Source organism: Monashia sp. HAY1-5C (assembly GCF_056755255.1).
Window position 1 is genome coordinate 1 of sequence record NZ_JBPGXG010000097.1, and the last position, 17,739, is coordinate 17,739.

Sequence of the window (17,739 nt, forward strand, 5' to 3'; positions counted from 1 at the left end):
TCCGTCGTCGGCAGCGTCAGATGTGTATAAGAGACAGGGCCCGTCCGGTGTCTGCGCGCCGACGAACGGCGGACATGACGAAGGGGAGGGCGCAGGACCCTCCCCTTCGTGCTGGCCGTACGACTCACGGACCTTCGGGTTCGTGGTGCGATCGTGTGGGAGAGAACATCCTCGCTTTGCACCTCCATCCGATCGGTGGTCGGTTCTTCGACCGTAGAGCCTGACGGCGAGGTCCGTAAAGGGCACGCGGCGTGCGGTCCGCAAAGTGTCCACCTTGCGAGACAGCATCGATGCTGCGAGGCAGTCAGAGACAGCCAGAGACAGTGCGTGACAGTCAGAGACAGTCCGAGACAGTCCGAGACAGTCAGAGACAGTCAGAGACAGCGCGACGCCGAGGCACTGAGGCGTCATCCCCAGCCGAGCTCGTGCAGGTGCGCGTCGTCCATGCCGAAGTGGTGGGCCACCTCGTGCACGACCGTCACGGCGATCTCCTCGCGCAGCTCCTCGATGCTCGCGCAGAATCGCTCCAGGGGTCCCTTGAAGATGGTGATCCGGTCCGGGAGGGAACCCGCCGACCACCACTCGCCTCGCTCGGTCAGGGGCGTTCCCTCGTAGATGCCGAGCAGGTCGGGGTCCTCGGCCGGCGGCTCGTCCTCGACGAGGACCACGACGTTGTCCATGGCCCGTGCCAGCTCCTCGGGGATGAGGTCGAGGCCGTCGGCGACCGCCTCGTCGAACTCGGCATCGGACAGCTGGTGCACGGCAGCAGTCTCGCACGATGCCAGGCACCGGCATGCTGCAGCCGACGCTCGCCGGCGAGATGCCCCGCAGACGCCGATGGCCCCGACCCGTTCGGGTCGGGGCCATCGGGTGTGCCGATCGGGGCGTCCGGACCGGCGGCTCAGTCGTGGTGGCGGTCAGCCTTGACGGTCTCGCGCTCGCTGCCCGCACGGGACTCGATGGCCTCGTGCTCACCCGCGGGGGCGGCGACGTGCCCGTCGTGCTCGTGGTGCGCGGCCTCGAGCTCGGACGGCGTCGGCGGAGCGACCCGGTCCTTGAAGTAGAAGTGCGAGAACTTGGCGCGCAGGCGCTCCTTGCGCGCGATCGGGCTGTCGACCCCGTTGGCGTCCTTGCCCGCCGTGAGCTGCAGCGGCTCGGCCGACTCGTGCTGGACGAGCACCCAGCGCTCCTCGGGCGTCAGCGGTGCGTGGATCTCCTCGAAGCGACCGTCGGCGTACCGCCAGATCGTGCCCGTCTCGCGGCCGTGCAGGACCTTCTGGCGGTCGGCCCGCTGCAGGCTGAGGCAGATGCGCTTGGTGATCATGAAGGCGATCGGCGGACCGATGAAGAACAGCAGGCGCAGGGACTGGGTGATGTCGTTGATCGACAGGTGCAGCTTGATCGCCATGAGGTCGTTGCCGGCGGCGAAGAAGAGGACCACGTACATCGTGATGCCGGCGACGCCGATTGCCGTGCGCGTCGGGGCGTTGCGAGGACGGTCGAGCAGGTGGTGCTCGCGCTTGTCGCCCGTCACCCAGGCCTCGACGAACGGGTACGCGCCGATCAGCGTCCACATGATCGGCAGGAGCAGGATCGAGCCGGGGAAGATGTTCATGCTCCACGTGAAGCCGAAGGTCTCGAACTCGAGCCAGCCGGGCAGCAGGCGCAGCGCACCGTCGGCGAAGCCCATGTACCAGTCGGGCTGCGACCCCGCGGTGATCGGCGACGGGTCGTAGGGACCGTAGGCCCAGATCGGGTTGATCGTCACGACCGCGGAGATGAGCGCGATGACACCGAAGACGATGAAGAAGAAGCCGCCGGCCTTGGCGACGTACACCGGCAGGAGCGGGTAGCCGACGACGTTGTTGTTCGTGCGGCCCGGGCCGGGGAACTGGGTGTGCTTGTGCACGAACACCAGCAGGATGTGCGCCGTGAAGAGGCCAACGAGGATGGCCGGGATGAGCAGGACGTGTGCCGAGTAGAGGCGCGGGATGATCGCCTCGCCGGGGAACGCGCCACCGAAGATGAAGTAGGCCATGTACGAGCCGATGACCGGCACCGACTGGACGAACCCGTTCATGGCTCGGATGCCGGTGCCCGAGAGCAGGTCGTCGGGCAGCGAGTAGCCGGCGAAGCCCTCGATGCAGGCGAGCATCGACAGGATGGTGCCGAAGACCCAGTTGATCTCGCGCGGCTTGCGGAAGGCGCCGGTGAAGAAGACCCGGGCCATGTGCACGAAGACGGACACGATGAAGATCAGCGCCGCCCAGTGGTGGATCTGCCGGATGAGCAGACCACCGCGGATGTCGAACGAGATCGCGAGCGTCGAGCGGTACGCGTCGGACATCGTGATGCCCTGGAGCGGCACGTACGAGCCGTCGTACACGACCTGGCTCGCGCTCGGGACGAACCAGAAGGTGAGGAAGGCGCCGGTCAGCAGGCAGACGATCATCGAGTACATCGCGATCTCGCCGAGCATGAACGACCAGTGGTCCGGAAAGACCTTCTTGGCCAGGAACGACACGCCCTTGGCGGCGCCGAGGCGGTCGTCGACCCAGCCGGCGATGCCTCCGAGCGGCCTGGTGGCCGAGGCTCGCTCGTCGGCCTGGCGGTCGCCGGCGCGCAGGGCGTCGGCAGGACGGGTGGAGTGGATGGTGCTCATCGCGCACGCTCCCAGAAGCTCGGTCCGACGGGCTCGTGGAAGCCCTCGGGGGCGACGAGGTACCCCGCGTCGTCGACGGTGATCTTGAGCTGCGGCAGCGGCCGGCGGGCCGGGCCGAAGATGACCTTGCAGTCCTCGGTGAGGTCGAAGGTCGACTGGTGGCACGGGCAGAGCAGGTGGTGCGTCTGCTGCTCGTAGAGGCCCACCGCACACCCCACGTGCGTGCAGATCTTGGAGTAGGCGACGACACCCTCGACGCCCCAGTCCTTGGCCTTCTGCACCTTGATGTCGTTCGGGTCGAGACGGATGAGGATGACCGCCGCCTTGGCCTTGGCCTCGAGGACGTGCTTGCCCTCGTCGAGGTACTTCTGCAGCGTCTCGGGCATGACGTGGAAGACCGACCCGAGGGTGACCTCGTCGAGGCGGATCGGGGTCATCTCCGGGTCACGCATGAGGCGGACGGGCTTGCCGCCGTTGTTGTCCTTGGGGTCCCAGATCGTGTGCTTGAGCTCCTCCACCGTGACCGGTCCGAGGGAGCCGGCGACCTGCAGGCCCAGCGGGAGCGCGAACAGGCCGAGCGCGCCGCCGAGGGTGTACTTCAGCACGGGACGGCGGGCCATCTGGGTCGACTCGACGCCGGCCGCGACGACCTGGACGGCCTTGGCGCGCTCCTCGCTCGTGGACGCCTGGAGGTGGCGCTCCTCGACGATCTCCTCGTCGGACATCAGGGTCTTGGCCCAGTGCACCGCACCGATGCCGATGAGGAAGATCGCGAACCCGAGCGACAGGCCGAGGACGATGTTCTGCGTCTTGGTCTTGCCGACGCCGGGGAGGAAGAAGGTGGCCTCGTCGGGGATGGCGAAGTAGCTGACGAGGAAGACGAGCGTGGCCAGCATCGACAGGCCGAAGAGCGTCGCGACCTGGCGCTCGGCACGCTTGGCGGCCCGGGGGTCGTCGTCGGCGGCGCGGTGGATGTGCGGCGGCAGCCCCGGGTTCTCGAAGCTGTCGGCCCCCGGCCGGGGCTCGAGAGCGCCCGACTCGGACCCGGGCGCGAGCGCCGTGCCCGCTCCGGTGTGCGTCGTCTCGTTGTCGTTCATCGGGTGGTGGTCCTGTCGTCGTGCGTGATCGGGACGATGCGGTGGGCGCTCATGCGGCCTTCTTGCCGAGCCAGACGGCGCAGGCGATGAGGATGCCGAGACCGAAGACCCACGCGAAGAGGCCCTCCGAGACCGGCCCGAGGTTGCCGAGCGTCAGGCCGCCGACGTTGGTCTCGTTCTCCTGCGCCTTGAGGTAGGAGATGACCTTCTGCTTGGCCTCGGGAGTCAGGTTGGTGTCGTTGAAGACGGGCATCGACTGCGGCCCGGTGAGCATGGCCTCGTAGATGTGCGTGGGCGTCGTCTCCTGCAGCGACGGCGCGTACTTGCCGCGCGTCAGCGCGCCGCCGGCGCCGGCGAAGTTGTGGCACATGGCGCAGTTGACGCGGAAGATCTCGCCACCCTCGGCGATGGCCTTGTTGTTCTCCTCCGAGCCCGGCTCGAGGACCTTGGTGGACGCCGCGTCCGGCACGGCGGGACCCGGGCCGAGGGAGGCGACGTAGGCGGCGAGGGCGCTGATCTGCTCCTGGGAGAACTTCACCTTGTTCACCGGAGCCTGGACGTTCGGCGCCGCCAGCGGCATGCGGCCCGTGCCGACCTGGAAGTCGACGGACGCCGCGCCGACGCCGACGAGGGACGGACCCGACTTCGTGCCCTGGGCGTTGAGACCGTGACACGTGGCGCAGTTGGCGAGGAAGAGGTTCTTGCCCTCGGCGACCGTGTCGGCGGCGACGGATGCGGCCGCGTTGGCGTCCTTGGGCGCGAGGAAGGAGTAGGCGCCTCCGGTCACGAGAAGGCCGAGCAGCAGCAGCACCGCGATCGCGGCGGGGTGTCGGCGTCGGGCGGCCAAGGCTTTCACTGAGTCTTCCTGTCGTCCAAGGGGGTCACGGGTCGTGGTGGGGCGGAAGGGCGTTCGCCGGACGGGTCCGCGTCAGCGCAGGATGTAGATCGTCGCGAAGAGCGCGATCCAGACCACGTCGACGAAGTGCCAGTAGTAGGAGGTGACGACGGCGCCGGTGGCGTTGGCGTGCGTGTAGCGACGCGTCGTGAAGGTGCGGGCGATGATGAGCAGGAAGGCGATGAGGCCGCCGGTCACGTGGAGCCCGTGGAAACCGGTGGCCATGTAGAAGACCGAGCCGTACGCGTCCGAGCTCAGCGTGACGCCCTCGTGGACGAGCTCGGCGTACTCCATGACCTGGCCGGCGATGAAGAACGCGCCGAAGAGGTAGGTCAGGACGTACCACTCGCGCATGCCCCACGTCCTGAGGTCGAGGAGCTTGCCGGTGCGGGCCTTCTGGCCCCGCTCGGCCTTCCAGACACCGAGCTGGCACCACACCGAGGAGACGACCAGGACGAGGCAGTTGACGCTCGCGAAAGGCAGGTTGAGCTTCTCGGTCTGCTGGGCCCAGAGCTCACCCCGCACGGAGCGGAGCTGGAAGTACACGGCGAACAGACCCGCGAAGAACATGAGCTCGCTGGAGAGCCAGACGATGGTGCCGACGGCAACCATGTTCGGGCGGGTCGCCGGGCCGTGGACGGCCGGGCTCGCTACTGCGCTGGAAGGAACTGCTGATGCTGTCGCCACGTTGGACATTATTCCCACATTCATGGACGCGGATGCGAGCGACCCCCCCGATTGCCGGGACGCTGCCGGGGATTCGTGACCATTCCGACACGTCCGGGTCGCCGTGTCCACCGGCCGCCGGCGAGAGGTCCGGTTCACGCGACGTCACGGCGCGGTGCCACGGCGCTCGTGGGTCGTACCGGGATCGTGCCGGGATCGTGCCGGGATCGTGCCGAAGGCGGTGCCGAAGGAGTGCCCCCGGGCCACCGGTACGGCTTCCCGGCCACCGGGAGGGTCCCGCGGACGCGGGTGTGCGGGCCGGTAGCATCTGGCGCATGACCGCCTCGAACGACACCGCAGCGCAGGGCACCTCCACCGACGTCGTGACGTCGTCCGGTGGCGCGCCCCGGCTGGCGCGGGTCAGCGTCCTGCTCTACAGCGACGACTACACGACGCGCGACGCCGTCCGGGCCGCCGTCGGTCGCCGCCCCGCCAAGGACGTCGAGGTGGTCCGCTGGCACGAGTGCGCCACGGCCGACGCGGTCATCAGCTCGGTCGAGGCCGAGCGGTTCGACATCCTCGTCCTCGACGGTGAGGCGGCCAAGGTCGGCGGTCTGGGTCTGGCCCGCCAGCTGAAGAACGAGATCTTCGAGTGCCCGCCGATCATCGTCCTGACCGGGCGCCCCCAGGACAGCTGGCTGGCCGCCTGGTCGCAGGCTGACCTCGCCGTGCCGCACCCCCTCGACCCGATCGCGCTGACGGCCGCCGTGACGACCCTCGCCCGCGCCGTCGTCCCCAACGCCTGAGCCCATGGGGTCCGACACGACGACGACCTGGCCGTCGGTCTACGCCGACCTCATCGCCGGGCGTGACCTCGACCGCGACACGGCCGCGTGGGCGATGGACCAGATCATGGCGGGGGAGGCGACCCCGGCGCAGGTGGCCGGCTTCCTCATGGGCCTTCGGGCCAAGGGCGAGAGCGTCGACGAGATGCAGGGCCTGGCCGAGCGGATGCTCGCCCATGCGCGGCGCATCGAGGTCCCGGGGCCCAGCGTCGACATCGTGGGCACGGGTGGGGACCGGGCCCACACCGTCAACATCTCGACGATGTCGGCCATCGTCGTGGCGGCGGCGGGGGTGCGCCTCGTCAAGCACGGAAACCGGGCCGCGTCGTCCTCGTCCGGCTCGGCCGACGTCCTCGAGGCGCTCGGCATCGACCTGTCGCTGACGCCCGAGCGCGTCGTCGAGGTCGCCCAGGAGGCCGGCATCACCTTCTGCTTCGCCCAGACCTTCCACCCGGGCTTCCGGCACACCGCCGTTCCGCGCCGCGACCTCGGCATCGGCACGGCCTTCAACTTCCTCGGCCCGCTGACCAACCCGGCCCAGCCGACGTATGCCGCCGTCGGGTGCGCCGACGCCCGGATGGCGCCCCTTCTCGCGGGCGTCTTCGCCGGCCGGGGCAAGGACGCCGCCGTCTTCCGGGGCGACGACGGGCTCGACGAGGTCACGGTGTCGACGACGACCACGGTCTGGTGGGTCCGCGAGGGCCGCGTCGCGGACCGGGTCGTGGACCCGACGCGCCTCGGCCTGCCCCTGCACCCGCTCGAGGCACTGCGCGGCGGCGACGCCGAGCACAACGCCGGGGTCGTGCGCGAGGTCTTCGCCGGAGCGCCCGGAGCCGTCCGGGACGCCGTGCTGCTCAACGCCAGCATCGCGCTGGCGCTGACCCGACCCGACTCGGGGACGGGTCAGGAGGACTTCGACGCGGACCTGCGCGCCGCGATGGACCTCGCGGCCCGCGCCATCGACGACGGTTCGGCCACGCGTGTCGTCGAGCGTTGGGTCGCGGCCACGCGGTCCTGACCGGGACGGCTGCCCGGCCGGTCAGCGCCGGGTCACTCGCCCTCGAGCCCCAGGCTGAAGGCGGCCTCGAGGTCATGGGCCGAGTACGTGCGGAAGGCGATGTGCGTCGACGTGCCGACGATGCCCTCGACCTTGTTGAGGCGGTCCGCGATGACGTCGGCGAACTCGTCGTGGGCCCGAACCCGGACCATGGCGATGAGATCGGCGTCGCCGGTGACGGAGTAGACCTCGGAGACGGCGGGGATGTTCGCGATCTCCTCGGCGACCTCGGGGATGCGGTCGACCTCGCAGTTGATCATGACGATGGCGGTGATCACGGGACACACCCTAGCCGTCGTCAGCCGGCGCGGCGCAGGCCGTGGCGCCGGGCCCCGGACCCCGCCGGGGCCGGGACGTCGTGGTCGAACCCGACGGCCTCGCGGGCCGACGCGACGGCCGGTTCGAGCTCGAGCCGGACCGCTCCGGCGCCACCGACCGGACACGTCCACGAGCCGTCGAGCTCGACGATCCGCACGCCCGGGGCCTCGAGCCAGCGCAGCAGGATCTCGGTCTCCTCGGTGAGCGCGGCCGGGCGTTCCGGTGTCGGGGGAGCGACGACCTCGGCGGTGGCCTGCATCGAGCGGACGTACGGCATCGGGTCGGCGCCGCGCGGGCTGACGACGGTGCCGGCGAGCCGGCCGTGACGGATGGAGACGAGCTCCCAGCCGCCGGTGTCGCTGCGGCGGGCGGCGACGATCTCGGGGGAGCGGGTCAACGGGGCGAGCCGTTGGGCGCGCGCTGCCCCCCTGACGAGCTGGAGGAAGCGGTCGCGGACCCGGGCGGCGTCCTCGAACCGCTCCTGGGAGGCGAGCTCCTCGAGACGGGAGCGCAGGCGCTCGGCCACCGGACGGGCGTCCCCGGTGAAGATCGAGGCGCACCCCGCCGCGACGACGGCGTACTCGTCGGGGCTCTGCGCACCCGTGCAGGGGGCGCCACAGCGTCCCATGTCGGCGAGCGCGCAGGCCGAGCCCCGGACACCCGTGAGGCGGCCGGTGCACTGACGCAACGGGACGACCTCGTGGACGGCGTCGACGGCGGCCTGGGCGGTGGCGCGCGTGCGGAACGGACCGATGTAGCTGGCGCCGTCGTCGCGGACCCGCCGCACGATCGACAGCCGGGGAAACCGCTCGTTCGTCAGCTTGACCCACATGACGCGTCGGCCGTCCTTGGAGCGCCGGTTGAACCGCGGCTTGTGCTCGTCGATGAGCCGCAGCTCGCGCACCTGAGCCTCGAGGGAGGTCTGGCAGACGACAGGGTGCACGGCCTGCGCCAGGCGGACCATCTCGGCCATCCGGCTGCGCTGCTCGGAGGCGGTGAAGTACGTGCGCACGCGGCTGCGGATGTCGCGGCTCGTGCCGACGTAGAGGACGCGGCCGCTCGCGTCCTTGAACAGGTAGACGCCGGGAGCGCTCGGGAGCGGGTCGGCGAGGAAGCGCTTGCGACGCTGGGCCGGCGTGACGCGGGAGGTGTAGCTCGACAGCTCCTCGAGCGTGTGGACGCCCAGGTTGCCGACCCGGCCGATGAGCCCGTGCAGGACGTCGACGGTGGCCCGGGCGTCGTGCAGGGCCCGGTGGTCGGGTGTCGTCGGAGAGCCGAAGACGTGGGCGAGCGAGGACAGCCGGTGGTTCGGCGACTCGTCGCGCACGACGAGCTGCCGCGCCAGCTGGAGCGTGTCGAGGACCGTGAACCCGGGCCACGGGGTGTCGGTCAGCGACGCCGCGGACTTGAGGAAGCCGATGTCGAACCCGGCGTTGTGGGCGACGAGGACGCTGCCCGCGGCGAACTCCAGGAAGGCCGGTAGCGCGCTGTCGATTCGCGGGGCGTCGGCGACCATGGAGTCCGTGATGCCGGTGAGGACCGAGATGAACGCCGGGATGGGCTCGGCGGGGTTGACGAGGGTCTGGAACTCGCCGAGCACCTCACCGCCGCGGACCTTGACCGCGCCGATCTCGGTGATGCCGCACTGGGCCGGGCTGCCCCCCGTGGTCTCGAGGTCCACGACGACGAACGTGACGTCGGCGAGCGCCGTGCCGAGGTCGTCGAACGTCGCCTGGAAGGAGTGCATGCCACCGACGGTAGGGGCCGCTGCCGACAACACCGCGCAGGCGCGGCGGTGGGAGCGTCCTTGGGGCCGTGGCACATCCGCGCCGTCGCCGCGCCGTCCCCGTGCCATCCCCGTGCCGTCGCCGTGCCGTCGCCGTGCCGTCCCCGTGCCGTCCCCGCGCCGTCCCCGGTGGCGGAGTGTCCCGACGGCAGGGCCGGTGACGTCGCCGGACAGGGCTGTCGGTGGTGGCTCATAGCGTGTCCGGTGACAGATCGCAACGAGAGACAGAAGGGTGGCCTGAGATGCTCGTCGACTGCCAGACGTGCCCCGTGCGCAACGTCCACTGCGCCGACTGCATGGTGACCGCGCTGTCGGCCCTGCCGATCCTGACGGCGCCGATGCCCTCGCCGGTTTCCGCTCCCGCCTCGGCCCGGACGGCCGACGAGCACACCGAAGCCTCCGGTGCCGAGGACCGCACCGTCCCGCTCGACCGCGCGGAGCGCCGGGCGGTCTCGGCGCTGCTCGGCGCCGGGCTGGTCAGCACCACGACGGCCAACGCGGCCCGGGCCGTGCTCGAGCCGCGTCCGACGAGGACCGAACGTTCGCGCCACGCCGGCTGACGGACAGCGTCCGGCGCCCCGTGCCACCATGGCGCGGTGGTGAGGTCCGGATGCGCGCGACTCGTCGCGGTGGTCGCCACGGGCGTCCTCGCCGCGACGTCGGCGGCGTGCTCCGCGGCGACCGGCCGGGCGGGGGCGTCGAGCGTAACGGCGGCCACCAGCTGGGTCGCCCGTCCTGCACCGGTCCCGCCGGTGTCGTCGGAGCCGTCGGAGGTTGCACCCGAGGCGTGGGCGGGTGCCCGGGCCCGCGCCGTCCGGGCCCTCGCAGAGCGTCGGGCCGCAGCCGCAGCCCGCGGTGACCGTGCCGCGTGGCTCGCCGACCTCGTGCCCGGTGACCGCCGGCTGCGCGCGAAGGAGGCCGCCGTGTTGGAACGCATGGTGGCGATGCGGCTGGGCGACGTCCGGGTCGCCGCGGTCCGCGAGCGCACCGCACCGGTGCCGGCGTCGCGGGGGACCAGCGTCGACTGGGACGTCCGGGTCACCTCGACCTATCGGCTCGACGGTTTCGACACGGCACCCCGAACCTTCGACTTCGACCTCACGGTGAGGGCCAGCGCCGCCGACCCCGGGGGCCTCACGGTCGTCGCGACGCGTCCGGCCGACCGCCCGCAGCCGTGGGACCTCGAGGGCCTCGTCGTCCGGCGCAGCCGCCGGGCTCTCGTGCTGGCCGTCGGACCCGCGAGCCGCGTCGACGAGCTGGAGCAGCGCGCCGTCGCCGCGGGAGCCCGGGTCGCGGCGGTGTGGGGGCGGTCGCGGCCGGCCGTCTGGGTGGCGCCGGCCACGGACGCCGACGCCGCCCGGCTGCTCGGCCGCCAGGTGGCTGACCTCCAGGGGGTCGCTGCCGCCACGGACGGGCCACTCGTCGCGGGTAGCCCGGCCGGGGCGGACCGCATCGTCGTCGTGCCCGGGCCCTGGGACTCGCTGCGGCCGGCGGGGCGAGACGTGGTCATGACGCACGAGCTGACCCACGCCACGGTGCGCTCGTCGACGACGCGGTCCGTGCCGCTGTGGCTGTCCGAGGGGTTCGCCGAGCTCGTCGGCTACCGGGCCGTGGACCTGCCCGAGCAGACCGTGGTGGCCCCGGCCCTCGAGGCGGTTCGCACCACGGGTCTTCCGCAGTCGTTCCCCGGCGAGGCCGACTTCGACCCGTCGACCGGGCGGCTGCCGGTCGCCTACGGCGAGAGCCTGCTCGTCCTGCGGACCCTCGTCGACCGCTACGGCATCCCGGCGGTGGTGCGGTTCTACCGGGGCGCCGCCGGGGGAGTTGACGTGGCGCCCGACCTCCTGGCAGACCCCGAGGCCGTGACCGACCGGGCGCTGCAGGCCGAGCTCGGCACCGACCGGACCGCCGTCGTCCGGGCGTGGCAGGCACGCCTACGCGCCTTGTTGCGGCGGGGATGACGGCGAGCTGGCGGCCCGAGCGCCTGGACGAGCGGGACCAACCCGCGACGGGAGTCCGACCCTCAGGCGTAGAGCTTGTCGACGTCCTCCGCGAAGTCCTTCATGACGACGGCGCGCTTCAGCTTGAGCGACGGCGTCAGGTAGCCGTTGGACTCGGTGAAGTCGCCGGGCAGGACCGCGAACTTGCGGATCGACTCGGCGCGCGACACCGCCTGGTTGGCGCGGTCGACGGCGGCCTGGATCGCCTCGAGCACCGTGGGGTGGGTCCGCGCCTGCTCGATCGTCACGTCGTCGAGCCCGTGGGTCTTGGCCCAGAGCGGCCACATCTCCTCGTCAAGGGTGACGAGCACCCCGACGAAGGGCCGCTGGTCACCGACGACGATGCACTGCGAGACGAGCGGGTGGGCGCGCAGCCGGTCCTCGAGCACGGCCGGGGCCACGTTCTTGCCGCCGGCGGTCACGAGGATCTCCTTCTTGCGGCCCGTGATGCGCAGGTAGCCGTCCTCGTCCAGCTCGCCGACGTCGCCGGTGTGGAACCACCCGTCGCGGATCGCCTCGTCGGTGGCCTGGGGGTTGTCGTGGTAGCGGGTGAAGACGCCGACGCCCTTGAGGAGGATCTCGCCGTCCTCGGCGATGCGGATGCCGCAGCCGGGCAGCGGGTACCCGACGGTGCCGATCTTGACCTTGTCCGGGGTGTTGACGGCGACGGGCGCGGTGGTCTCGGTCAGGCCGTAGCCCTCGAGGATGAGGATGCCGATCCCCCGGTAGAAGTGGCCGAGCCGCGTGCCGAGCGGCGCGCCGCCGGACACGGCGTACCGGACCTGGCCGCCCATGGCCGCGCGCAGCTTGCCGAAGACGAGCCGGTCGAACAGCGCATGCTGCACACGCAGCCCCGGGCCGGGCCCGCCGGCGTCCAGGGCCTCGCTGTAGGCGATGGCGACCGTGGCGGCCCGCAGGAAGATCTTGCCCTTGCCCTCGGCCGAGGCCTTGGCCTCGGCGGAGTTGTAGATCTTCTCGAACACCCGCGGCACGGCGAGGACGAAGGTCGGCTGGAAGCCGGCGAAGTCGTCGAGGAGGGTCTTGATGTCGGCCGAGTGGCCCATGCGCGCCTTGCCCGCGACGCACAGCACCTCGATGAAGCGGGCGAAGACGTGGGCGAGCGGCAGGAAGAGCAGCGTCGAGGCGTTGTCGCTCAGGACGACCTGGCCGAGCTTGCCGATGGCGTTCTCGGCGAGGTCGAGGAAGTTGCCATGGGTCAGCTCGCAGCCCTTGGGCCGACCCGTCGTGCCCGAGGTGTAGATGATCGTCGCCAGCGAGGTGCGGTCGAGGGCGTCGCGCCGGCCCGCCAGCTCGGCGTCGGACACGTCGCGGCCACGCTCGCGCAGCGCGTCCAGGGCCCCGTCGTCGATGACGAGGACGTCGGCGAGGTCCGGCAGGTCGGCCCGCACGTCGTCGACGACGGACGCGTGGGCCGAGGTCTCCACGACGGCGAACCGGGCCCCCGAGTCGGACAGGATCCACTGGACCTGCTCTGCCGAGGACGTCTCGTAGACGGGGACGACGACCGCCCCGGCGGTCCACCCCGCGAAGTCGAGGAGGGTCCACTCGTACCGGGTCCGGCACATGAGCGCGACGCGGTCACCGGGCTGCACACCTGCGGCGACGAGGCCGCGCGCGACGGCGTCGACGTCGGCCGCGAACTGGGCCCAGCTGACCTGGCTCCACCCGCCCGACGGACGCTTGATCGAAAAGGCCGTCTCGTGGGGTGCCTCGGACGCGTTGCGTCCCGGCAGCTGGGCGAGGCTGCCCTCCGTGGTGACGGGGGCAAGCGGTGCGACGACGTTGTCCTTCACTGACACTCCTGTTGGCCGGGGCCGGACTCCGACAGACACTACCGATCGGTAACCGTGCTGACCACGTCATCGTCGTCACAGCCCGGCGCGCGGTCGGGCGACGCGTCCGCGGGCGCGGACGGGTCGCCGTCGCCATCCTCCCACGCCGCCCCGCGCCGCCACACGGGGCCGTGGCACCGACGCGATAGCCTTCGGCGCATGGCCGATCGCACCGAGTCATCCATCAGCATCGCCGCGCCACCCGGCGAGGTGCTCGACGTCATCGCCGACTTCGAGGCCTACCCGCAGTGGGCCGGCGAGGTCAAGGACGTCCGCGTGCTCGCCGAGGAGGGCGACGGCTGGGCCGACCAGGTGGAGTTCACCCTCGACGCCGGGGCGATCAAGGACACCTACGTCCTCGACTACGAGTGGGACGTCGTCGAGGACGGCACCGGGATCGTGTCGTGGTCGCTGGTGTCGGCCCAGGTGCTCAAGGCGATGAACGGCTCGTACACCCTGACGACCGACGGCGCGGGCACCCGCGTCACCTACCGGCTCGCCGTCGACGTCAAGATCCCGATGATCGGGCTGCTCAAGCGCAAGGCGGAGAAGGTCATCGTCGACACGGCCCTCAAGGAGCTGAAGAAGCGCGTCGAGGCCTGAGCGACCGTGGAGCCCGACGACACCGACGACATCGACGACCCCGGCGCGCGCGAGGAGCGCGAGGAGCGCGGCGTCGCGACCGGATCGGTCGCCGAGGAGGCCGCGCTGCTCGTCGACCTGCTCTCTGCCCGCGGGTGGGGTCCGGCATCCGCGGCCGGAGGCCCCGCCGGGGGATCAGGTGCCACCGGCGAGCCGAGCGGCGGGGGGCAGCGCTCGGCCGGGACCCGAGCCGGGTCGGGGGAGACGCACGAGTGCACGTGCGGCGGTCGGACGCCGTCGGCGTGCCGGGTCTGTCCGGTGTGCCAGCTCATCGCCTTCGTCCAGCGCGTCGAGCCGGACACGATCGAGCGGTTCGCCGACGTGGTCGGGTTCGCGGCGACGGCGCTGCGCGACCTCGCCACGGTGCAGCGCGAGCGGCGCGAGCGAACACCGGGGCGCGGAGCGGACCCCTCGACCGACGCCGCGAGCGACGCGTCGGCCGACACCTCGAACGACACGGCCACCGACACGTCGATGCCCGCCCCGACGGGTGGCGCCCCCGACGACGTTCCCCCCGAGCAGAAGGGAAGCCCGGAGTGAGCACCGGACTCGCCATCGGCATCGACATCGGCGGCACCAAGGTGGCCGGCGGCGTCGTCGACGAGGAGGGCCGCATCTCCCACCGCGTCCGCCGCGACACCCCGCACCGCTCGACGTCGCCGCAGGTCGTCGAGGACACCATCGTCGAGGCGGTCGAGGACCTCCTCGGCCAGGTGCGCGCCGACGGCGGCCGCGACGTCGTGGCCGTCGGCATCGGCGCAGCCGGCTTCGTCGCCGAGGACCGCGCGACCGTCGTCTTCGCCCCCCACCTGTCGTGGCGCAACGAGCCGCTGCGTGAGGCCCTCTCGGAGCGCATCGACCTGCCGATCAGCGTCGACAACGACGCCAACGCCGCGGCCTGGGCCGAGGCGGCCTTCGGCGCGGCGCGCGGAGAATCGCACGTCGTCGTCATCACGCTCGGCACGGGCATCGGCGGGGCGCTCATCGTCGACGGCAGGGTCCAGCGTGGGCGGTACGGCATCGCGGGCGAGTTCGGCCACATGCAGGTCGTCCCCGGCGGGGTTCGGTGCGAGTGCGGCAACCGCGGCTGCTGGGAGCAGTACGCGAGCGGCAACGCCCTCGTGCGCGAGGCCCGCGCCATGATCGAGGCCGGCTCGCCGGTCGTCGCCGACCTGCTCGCGCGTCTCGGTGGCGACAAGGGCTCGCTCACCGGGCCCTTCATCACCGAGGCCGCGCGCGACGGCGACCCGACGGCCCGTGAGCTGCTCGCGGACATCGGTGAGTGGCTGGGTGTCGGCCTGGCCAACCTCGCGGCGGCGTTCGACCCCGGCCTGTTCGTCGTCGGCGGTGGTGTCAGCGCCGCCGACGAGATGCTCATCGGTCCGGCCCGCGACGCCTTCCGCCGACAGCTGCCCGGACGCGGCTACCGCCCCGAGGCGCGCATCGTGCGCGCCGTCCTCGGCAGCGACGCCGGGCTCATCGGCGCGGCCGAGCTCGCCCGCGCCGGACGGTGACGACGGCGGGAGCGACGCCCGGGCCGGCGGAGCGGCTCCGCGTCATGACCTACAACGTCCGTGACTTCCTCGACGACCGGCGCGCGGCGGCGCGGGTCGTGCGTGCGGTGGCTCCCGACGTGCTCTGCCTCCAGGAGGTGCCCCGTCGCCTGACGACCGAGGTGCGACTACCGCGGTTCGCGCGCGAGTGCGGGATGCACTGGGGCACAGGTCGGTTCGGCACAGGAGGGACGGTCGTCCTCACGGCTCCCGGAGTCGAGGTGACGGGAACGGCACGTGGCCGGCTACCCACGCGGTTCCCCGACCGGACGCGTGGCTGGGCCGCGGTGACGGTCGCGCCGGGGCGATGGGCTCCCGACGCGTCGGTGACCGTGGCGAGCGTGCACCTGGGCCTCCGGGCGGCTGAGCGGGTTCGCCACGCCGCCCGGCTCGTCACGGCGCTGCCGGCGCGCTGCATCGTCGCCGGCGACCTCAACGAGGGGCCCGACGGTGCCGCCCGCGCCGTCCTCACGCGACGGTGGCGGTCCGTGCTGCCGGACCAGCCGACCTTCCCCGTGGCGTCGCCCACGGTGGCCATCGACCTCGTCCTCGCACCACCGGACCTCGTTGTCGCGCAGGGCGACCCGCACGAGCGTGCTTCGCTCGAGCGCGCGGTCGCGGCCGACGTCGCCGCGGGCTCGGACCACCGCCCGCTCTGGGTCGACCTCGCACCCCGTGACGCCCGTGGCTGAGGACGCCTGCCTGCGGCCGCGGCTCAGACGCGGGTGCCGTCGTCGAACGGGTCCCGCTCGGTGCCGCCGCGCAGCACGAGCAGCACGAAACCGACGACGATCATGGCGAGCGCCGTGACGACCCACCAGCCGCTGCCGTCGCGGTCGAAGAACAGGATGTAGAGCAGCAGGAGCGGGCCACCGACGAGTCCGCCGACGATCGCCCAGAACATCGGGTCGGTCTCGGCCGAGGGCAGGTCGATCTCCGAGGGCGGCACGAAGTGGTCGTTGTCGGCACCGTCGGAGCCGACCTCGTCGAGGGGCGCGTCGGAGTCGTCGCGCGTCGGCGTGCCGCCGCGCCAGACGTGCGGGGTCGTCGGGGCGATCGGCAGGTCCAGGGCGTCCGAGCCGGTCACCCCTCCCGGGGCACCTCCCGGTCCGGACGCCGACGGCGTCGCGGCCGACGGCGTCGCGCTCTCGCCCTCCGGGGCGGGCCCGGCGCCGACGGTCGGAGCCTCATCGGGCCCGGCGCCGGCGGTCGGAGCGGCATCGGTTGGAGCGGCGTCGGTGGCGCCGCCTGGGGCGGTCGCATCGGCGTCGACAGGGACCGCGTCGGCGTCGGGAGCAGCGGCACGACGCGGCAGCGGGTCGGGCGCCTCGGCGTCCCAGCCGGCGATGATCCGTGCGAACTCGTCGTCGAGGTCTCGGTCGTTCACGACGGCTCCCCGACGGGCTCGGGACCTGGGACCGCCGCGTCGGCGGACCGCGAGACACGTAACGAGGACGCCCCGCGCAGGGCGGTGACGACCTCGGGAGGGACCGACACGGTGGGCTCCTGGCGACGGTGCGGCTGGACCTGCTGATCCTCGCACGCGCCGCTGTGCGCGCGCGAGTGCCGTAGAGTTCGAGCGGTCACAGTCAGGAGGGGTGCACGGGTGTTCTACTGGTTCCTCAAGATGGTCGTCGTGGGGCCGATCATCAAGCTCCTCTTCCGTCCCTGGGTGGAGGGGGAGGAGAACATCCCCGAGACCGGTGCGGCGATCTTCGCCTCGAACCACCTGTCCTTCTCCGACTCGGTCTTCCTGCCGCTCGTCGTCTCCCGCCGGGTCACGTTCCTCGCCAAGAGTGACTACTTCACCGGCCGGGGCCTCAAGGGCCGGCTCACCGCTGCGTTCTTCAAGGGCGTCGGGCAGCTGCCGGTCGACCGCTCCGGCGGCAAGGCGAGCAACGCCGCCCTCAGCTCGGGCCTGAAGGTGCTCCGCCGCGGCGAGCTGCTCGGGATCTACCCGGAGGGCACGCGCTCTCCAGACGGCCGCCTGTACCGGGGCCGCACCGGCGTCGCCCGGATGGCCCTCGAGGGCAAGGTCGCCGTCATCCCCGTCGCGATGATCGGCACCGACAAGGCCCAGCCCACCGGCAAGCTCATCCCGCGGATCATGCGCATCGGCGTCCGCGTCGGCAAGCCGCTCGACTTCTCCCGGTATGAGGGCATGGAGGACGACCGTTTCGTCCTGCGCTCGATCACCGACGAGATCATGTACGAGCTGATGCTGCTGTCCGGCCAGGAGTACGTCGACATGTACGCGACCTCGATGAAGGACCGTCTCCTCGCCGCCGCCAAGGCCAAGGCGCGCGAGCTGCAGGAGGCCGCCAAGCCCTGTCTCTTATACACATCTGACGCTGCCGACGACGGA

At 72.0% G+C, this 17,739-nt stretch carries 18 protein-coding genes; 9 read left to right on the forward strand and 9 right to left on the reverse strand.

From position 1 onward, the window contains the following. Window positions 1-407 precede the first annotated feature (407 nt). From ACR9ZK_RS14755 to ctaE, 5 genes are all read right to left on the reverse strand, one after another. Complete coding sequence (locus ACR9ZK_RS14755) at window positions 408-761, reverse strand: metallopeptidase family protein (RefSeq protein WP_481342697.1); 354 nt, start codon at window positions 759-761, stop codon at window positions 408-410. Between the two features lie 140 nt (window positions 762-901). After that, window positions 902-2,662 carry a cytochrome bc1 complex cytochrome b subunit gene (gene qcrB, locus ACR9ZK_RS14760; protein WP_481342698.1) on the reverse strand — a complete coding sequence of 587 codons (1,761 nt, stop codon included), beginning with the start codon at window positions 2,660-2,662 and terminating at the stop codon, window positions 902-904. Further along, window positions 2,659-3,759: a cytochrome bc1 complex Rieske iron-sulfur subunit gene (gene qcrA, locus ACR9ZK_RS14765; protein WP_481342699.1), complete on the reverse strand. Its 1,101-nt coding sequence runs from the start codon at window positions 3,757-3,759 to the stop codon at window positions 2,659-2,661. Before qcrA ends, qcrB begins: the two co-directional genes overlap by 4 nt. Window positions 3,760-3,808: 49 nt before the next feature. After that, window positions 3,809-4,615: a cytochrome bc1 complex diheme cytochrome c subunit gene (gene qcrC / locus ACR9ZK_RS14770; protein WP_481342700.1), complete on the reverse strand. Its 807-nt coding sequence runs from the start codon at window positions 4,613-4,615 to the stop codon at window positions 3,809-3,811. Between the two features lie 72 nt (window positions 4,616-4,687). Then, on the reverse strand, window positions 4,688-5,350 hold the full coding sequence (gene ctaE / locus ACR9ZK_RS14775) for an aa3-type cytochrome oxidase subunit III (protein WP_481342701.1): 663 nt from the start codon (window positions 5,348-5,350) through the stop codon (window positions 4,688-4,690). A 305-nt stretch (window positions 5,351-5,655) separates the two neighbouring features. Between ctaE and ACR9ZK_RS14780 the strand changes: the two genes are divergently transcribed. Further along, entirely contained in the window at window positions 5,656-6,126 is a 471-nt protein-coding gene (locus ACR9ZK_RS14780; RefSeq protein WP_481342702.1) for a PleD family two-component system response regulator, read from the forward strand. Between the two features lie 4 nt (window positions 6,127-6,130). Beyond that, window positions 6,131-7,183: an anthranilate phosphoribosyltransferase gene (gene trpD / locus ACR9ZK_RS14785; protein ID WP_481342703.1), complete on the forward strand. Its 1,053-nt coding sequence runs from the start codon at window positions 6,131-6,133 to the stop codon at window positions 7,181-7,183. A gap of 32 nt (window positions 7,184-7,215) precedes the next feature. Here the strand turns inward: trpD and ACR9ZK_RS14790 are convergent, their stop codons facing one another. Together ACR9ZK_RS14790 and ACR9ZK_RS14795 are read right to left on the reverse strand one after the other, a co-directional pair. Next, a complete protein-coding gene (locus tag ACR9ZK_RS14790) occupies window positions 7,216-7,500 on the reverse strand; it encodes an Lrp/AsnC family transcriptional regulator (RefSeq protein WP_481342704.1) in 285 nt (94 codons plus the stop codon). Between the two features lie 20 nt (window positions 7,501-7,520). Beyond that, window positions 7,521-9,287: a DEDD exonuclease domain-containing protein gene (locus ACR9ZK_RS14795; protein WP_481342705.1), complete on the reverse strand. Its 1,767-nt coding sequence runs from the start codon at window positions 9,285-9,287 to the stop codon at window positions 7,521-7,523. A gap of 281 nt (window positions 9,288-9,568) precedes the next feature. On the opposite strand from ACR9ZK_RS14795, the gene ACR9ZK_RS14800 reads away from it, so the two are divergent. Together ACR9ZK_RS14800 and ACR9ZK_RS14805 are read left to right on the forward strand one after the other, a co-directional pair. After that, on the forward strand, window positions 9,569-9,886 hold the full coding sequence (locus ACR9ZK_RS14800; protein WP_481342706.1) for a hypothetical protein: 318 nt from the start codon (window positions 9,569-9,571) through the stop codon (window positions 9,884-9,886). 36 nt (window positions 9,887-9,922) lie between these two features. Then, window positions 9,923-11,287, forward strand: coding sequence for a hypothetical protein (locus ACR9ZK_RS14805; protein ID WP_481342707.1), 1,365 nt, complete (start codon window positions 9,923-9,925; stop codon window positions 11,285-11,287). A 62-nt stretch (window positions 11,288-11,349) separates the two neighbouring features. Here the strand turns inward: ACR9ZK_RS14805 and ACR9ZK_RS14810 are convergent, their stop codons facing one another. Then, on the reverse strand, window positions 11,350-13,140 hold the full coding sequence (locus ACR9ZK_RS14810) for an AMP-dependent synthetase/ligase (protein ID WP_481342708.1): 1,791 nt from the start codon (window positions 13,138-13,140) through the stop codon (window positions 11,350-11,352). Window positions 13,141-13,338: 198 nt separating this feature from the next. Between ACR9ZK_RS14810 and ACR9ZK_RS14815 the strand changes: the two genes are divergently transcribed. The 4 genes from ACR9ZK_RS14815 to ACR9ZK_RS14830 are packed head-to-tail and all read left to right on the forward strand — an operon-like array spanning window position 13,339 to window position 16,066. Then, window positions 13,339-13,782 carry an SRPBCC family protein gene (locus ACR9ZK_RS14815; protein WP_481342709.1) on the forward strand — a complete coding sequence of 148 codons (444 nt, stop codon included), beginning with the start codon at window positions 13,339-13,341 and terminating at the stop codon, window positions 13,780-13,782. Between the two features lie 6 nt (window positions 13,783-13,788). Continuing rightward, window positions 13,789-14,361, forward strand: coding sequence for a hypothetical protein (locus ACR9ZK_RS14820; RefSeq protein ID WP_481342710.1), 573 nt, complete (start codon window positions 13,789-13,791; stop codon window positions 14,359-14,361). Beyond that, window positions 14,358-15,335 (forward strand): ROK family glucokinase, encoded by a 978-nt coding sequence (locus ACR9ZK_RS14825; RefSeq protein WP_481342711.1) that lies wholly within the window; start codon window positions 14,358-14,360, stop codon window positions 15,333-15,335. The genes ACR9ZK_RS14820 and ACR9ZK_RS14825 overlap by 4 nt, the downstream gene beginning before the upstream one ends. Window positions 15,336-15,379: 44 nt before the next feature. Further along, window positions 15,380-16,066 (forward strand): endonuclease/exonuclease/phosphatase family protein, encoded by a 687-nt coding sequence (locus ACR9ZK_RS14830; protein WP_481342712.1) that lies wholly within the window; start codon window positions 15,380-15,382, stop codon window positions 16,064-16,066. A gap of 23 nt (window positions 16,067-16,089) precedes the next feature. Here the strand turns inward: ACR9ZK_RS14830 and ACR9ZK_RS14835 are convergent, their stop codons facing one another. Further along, window positions 16,090-16,761: a hypothetical protein gene (locus tag ACR9ZK_RS14835; protein ID WP_481342713.1), complete on the reverse strand. Its 672-nt coding sequence runs from the start codon at window positions 16,759-16,761 to the stop codon at window positions 16,090-16,092. A gap of 219 nt (window positions 16,762-16,980) precedes the next feature. Here ACR9ZK_RS14835 and ACR9ZK_RS14840 point away from each other — a divergent pair. After that, on the forward strand, window positions 16,981-17,739 hold a 759-nt coding region (locus ACR9ZK_RS14840), incomplete at its 3' end, for a lysophospholipid acyltransferase family protein (RefSeq protein WP_481342714.1).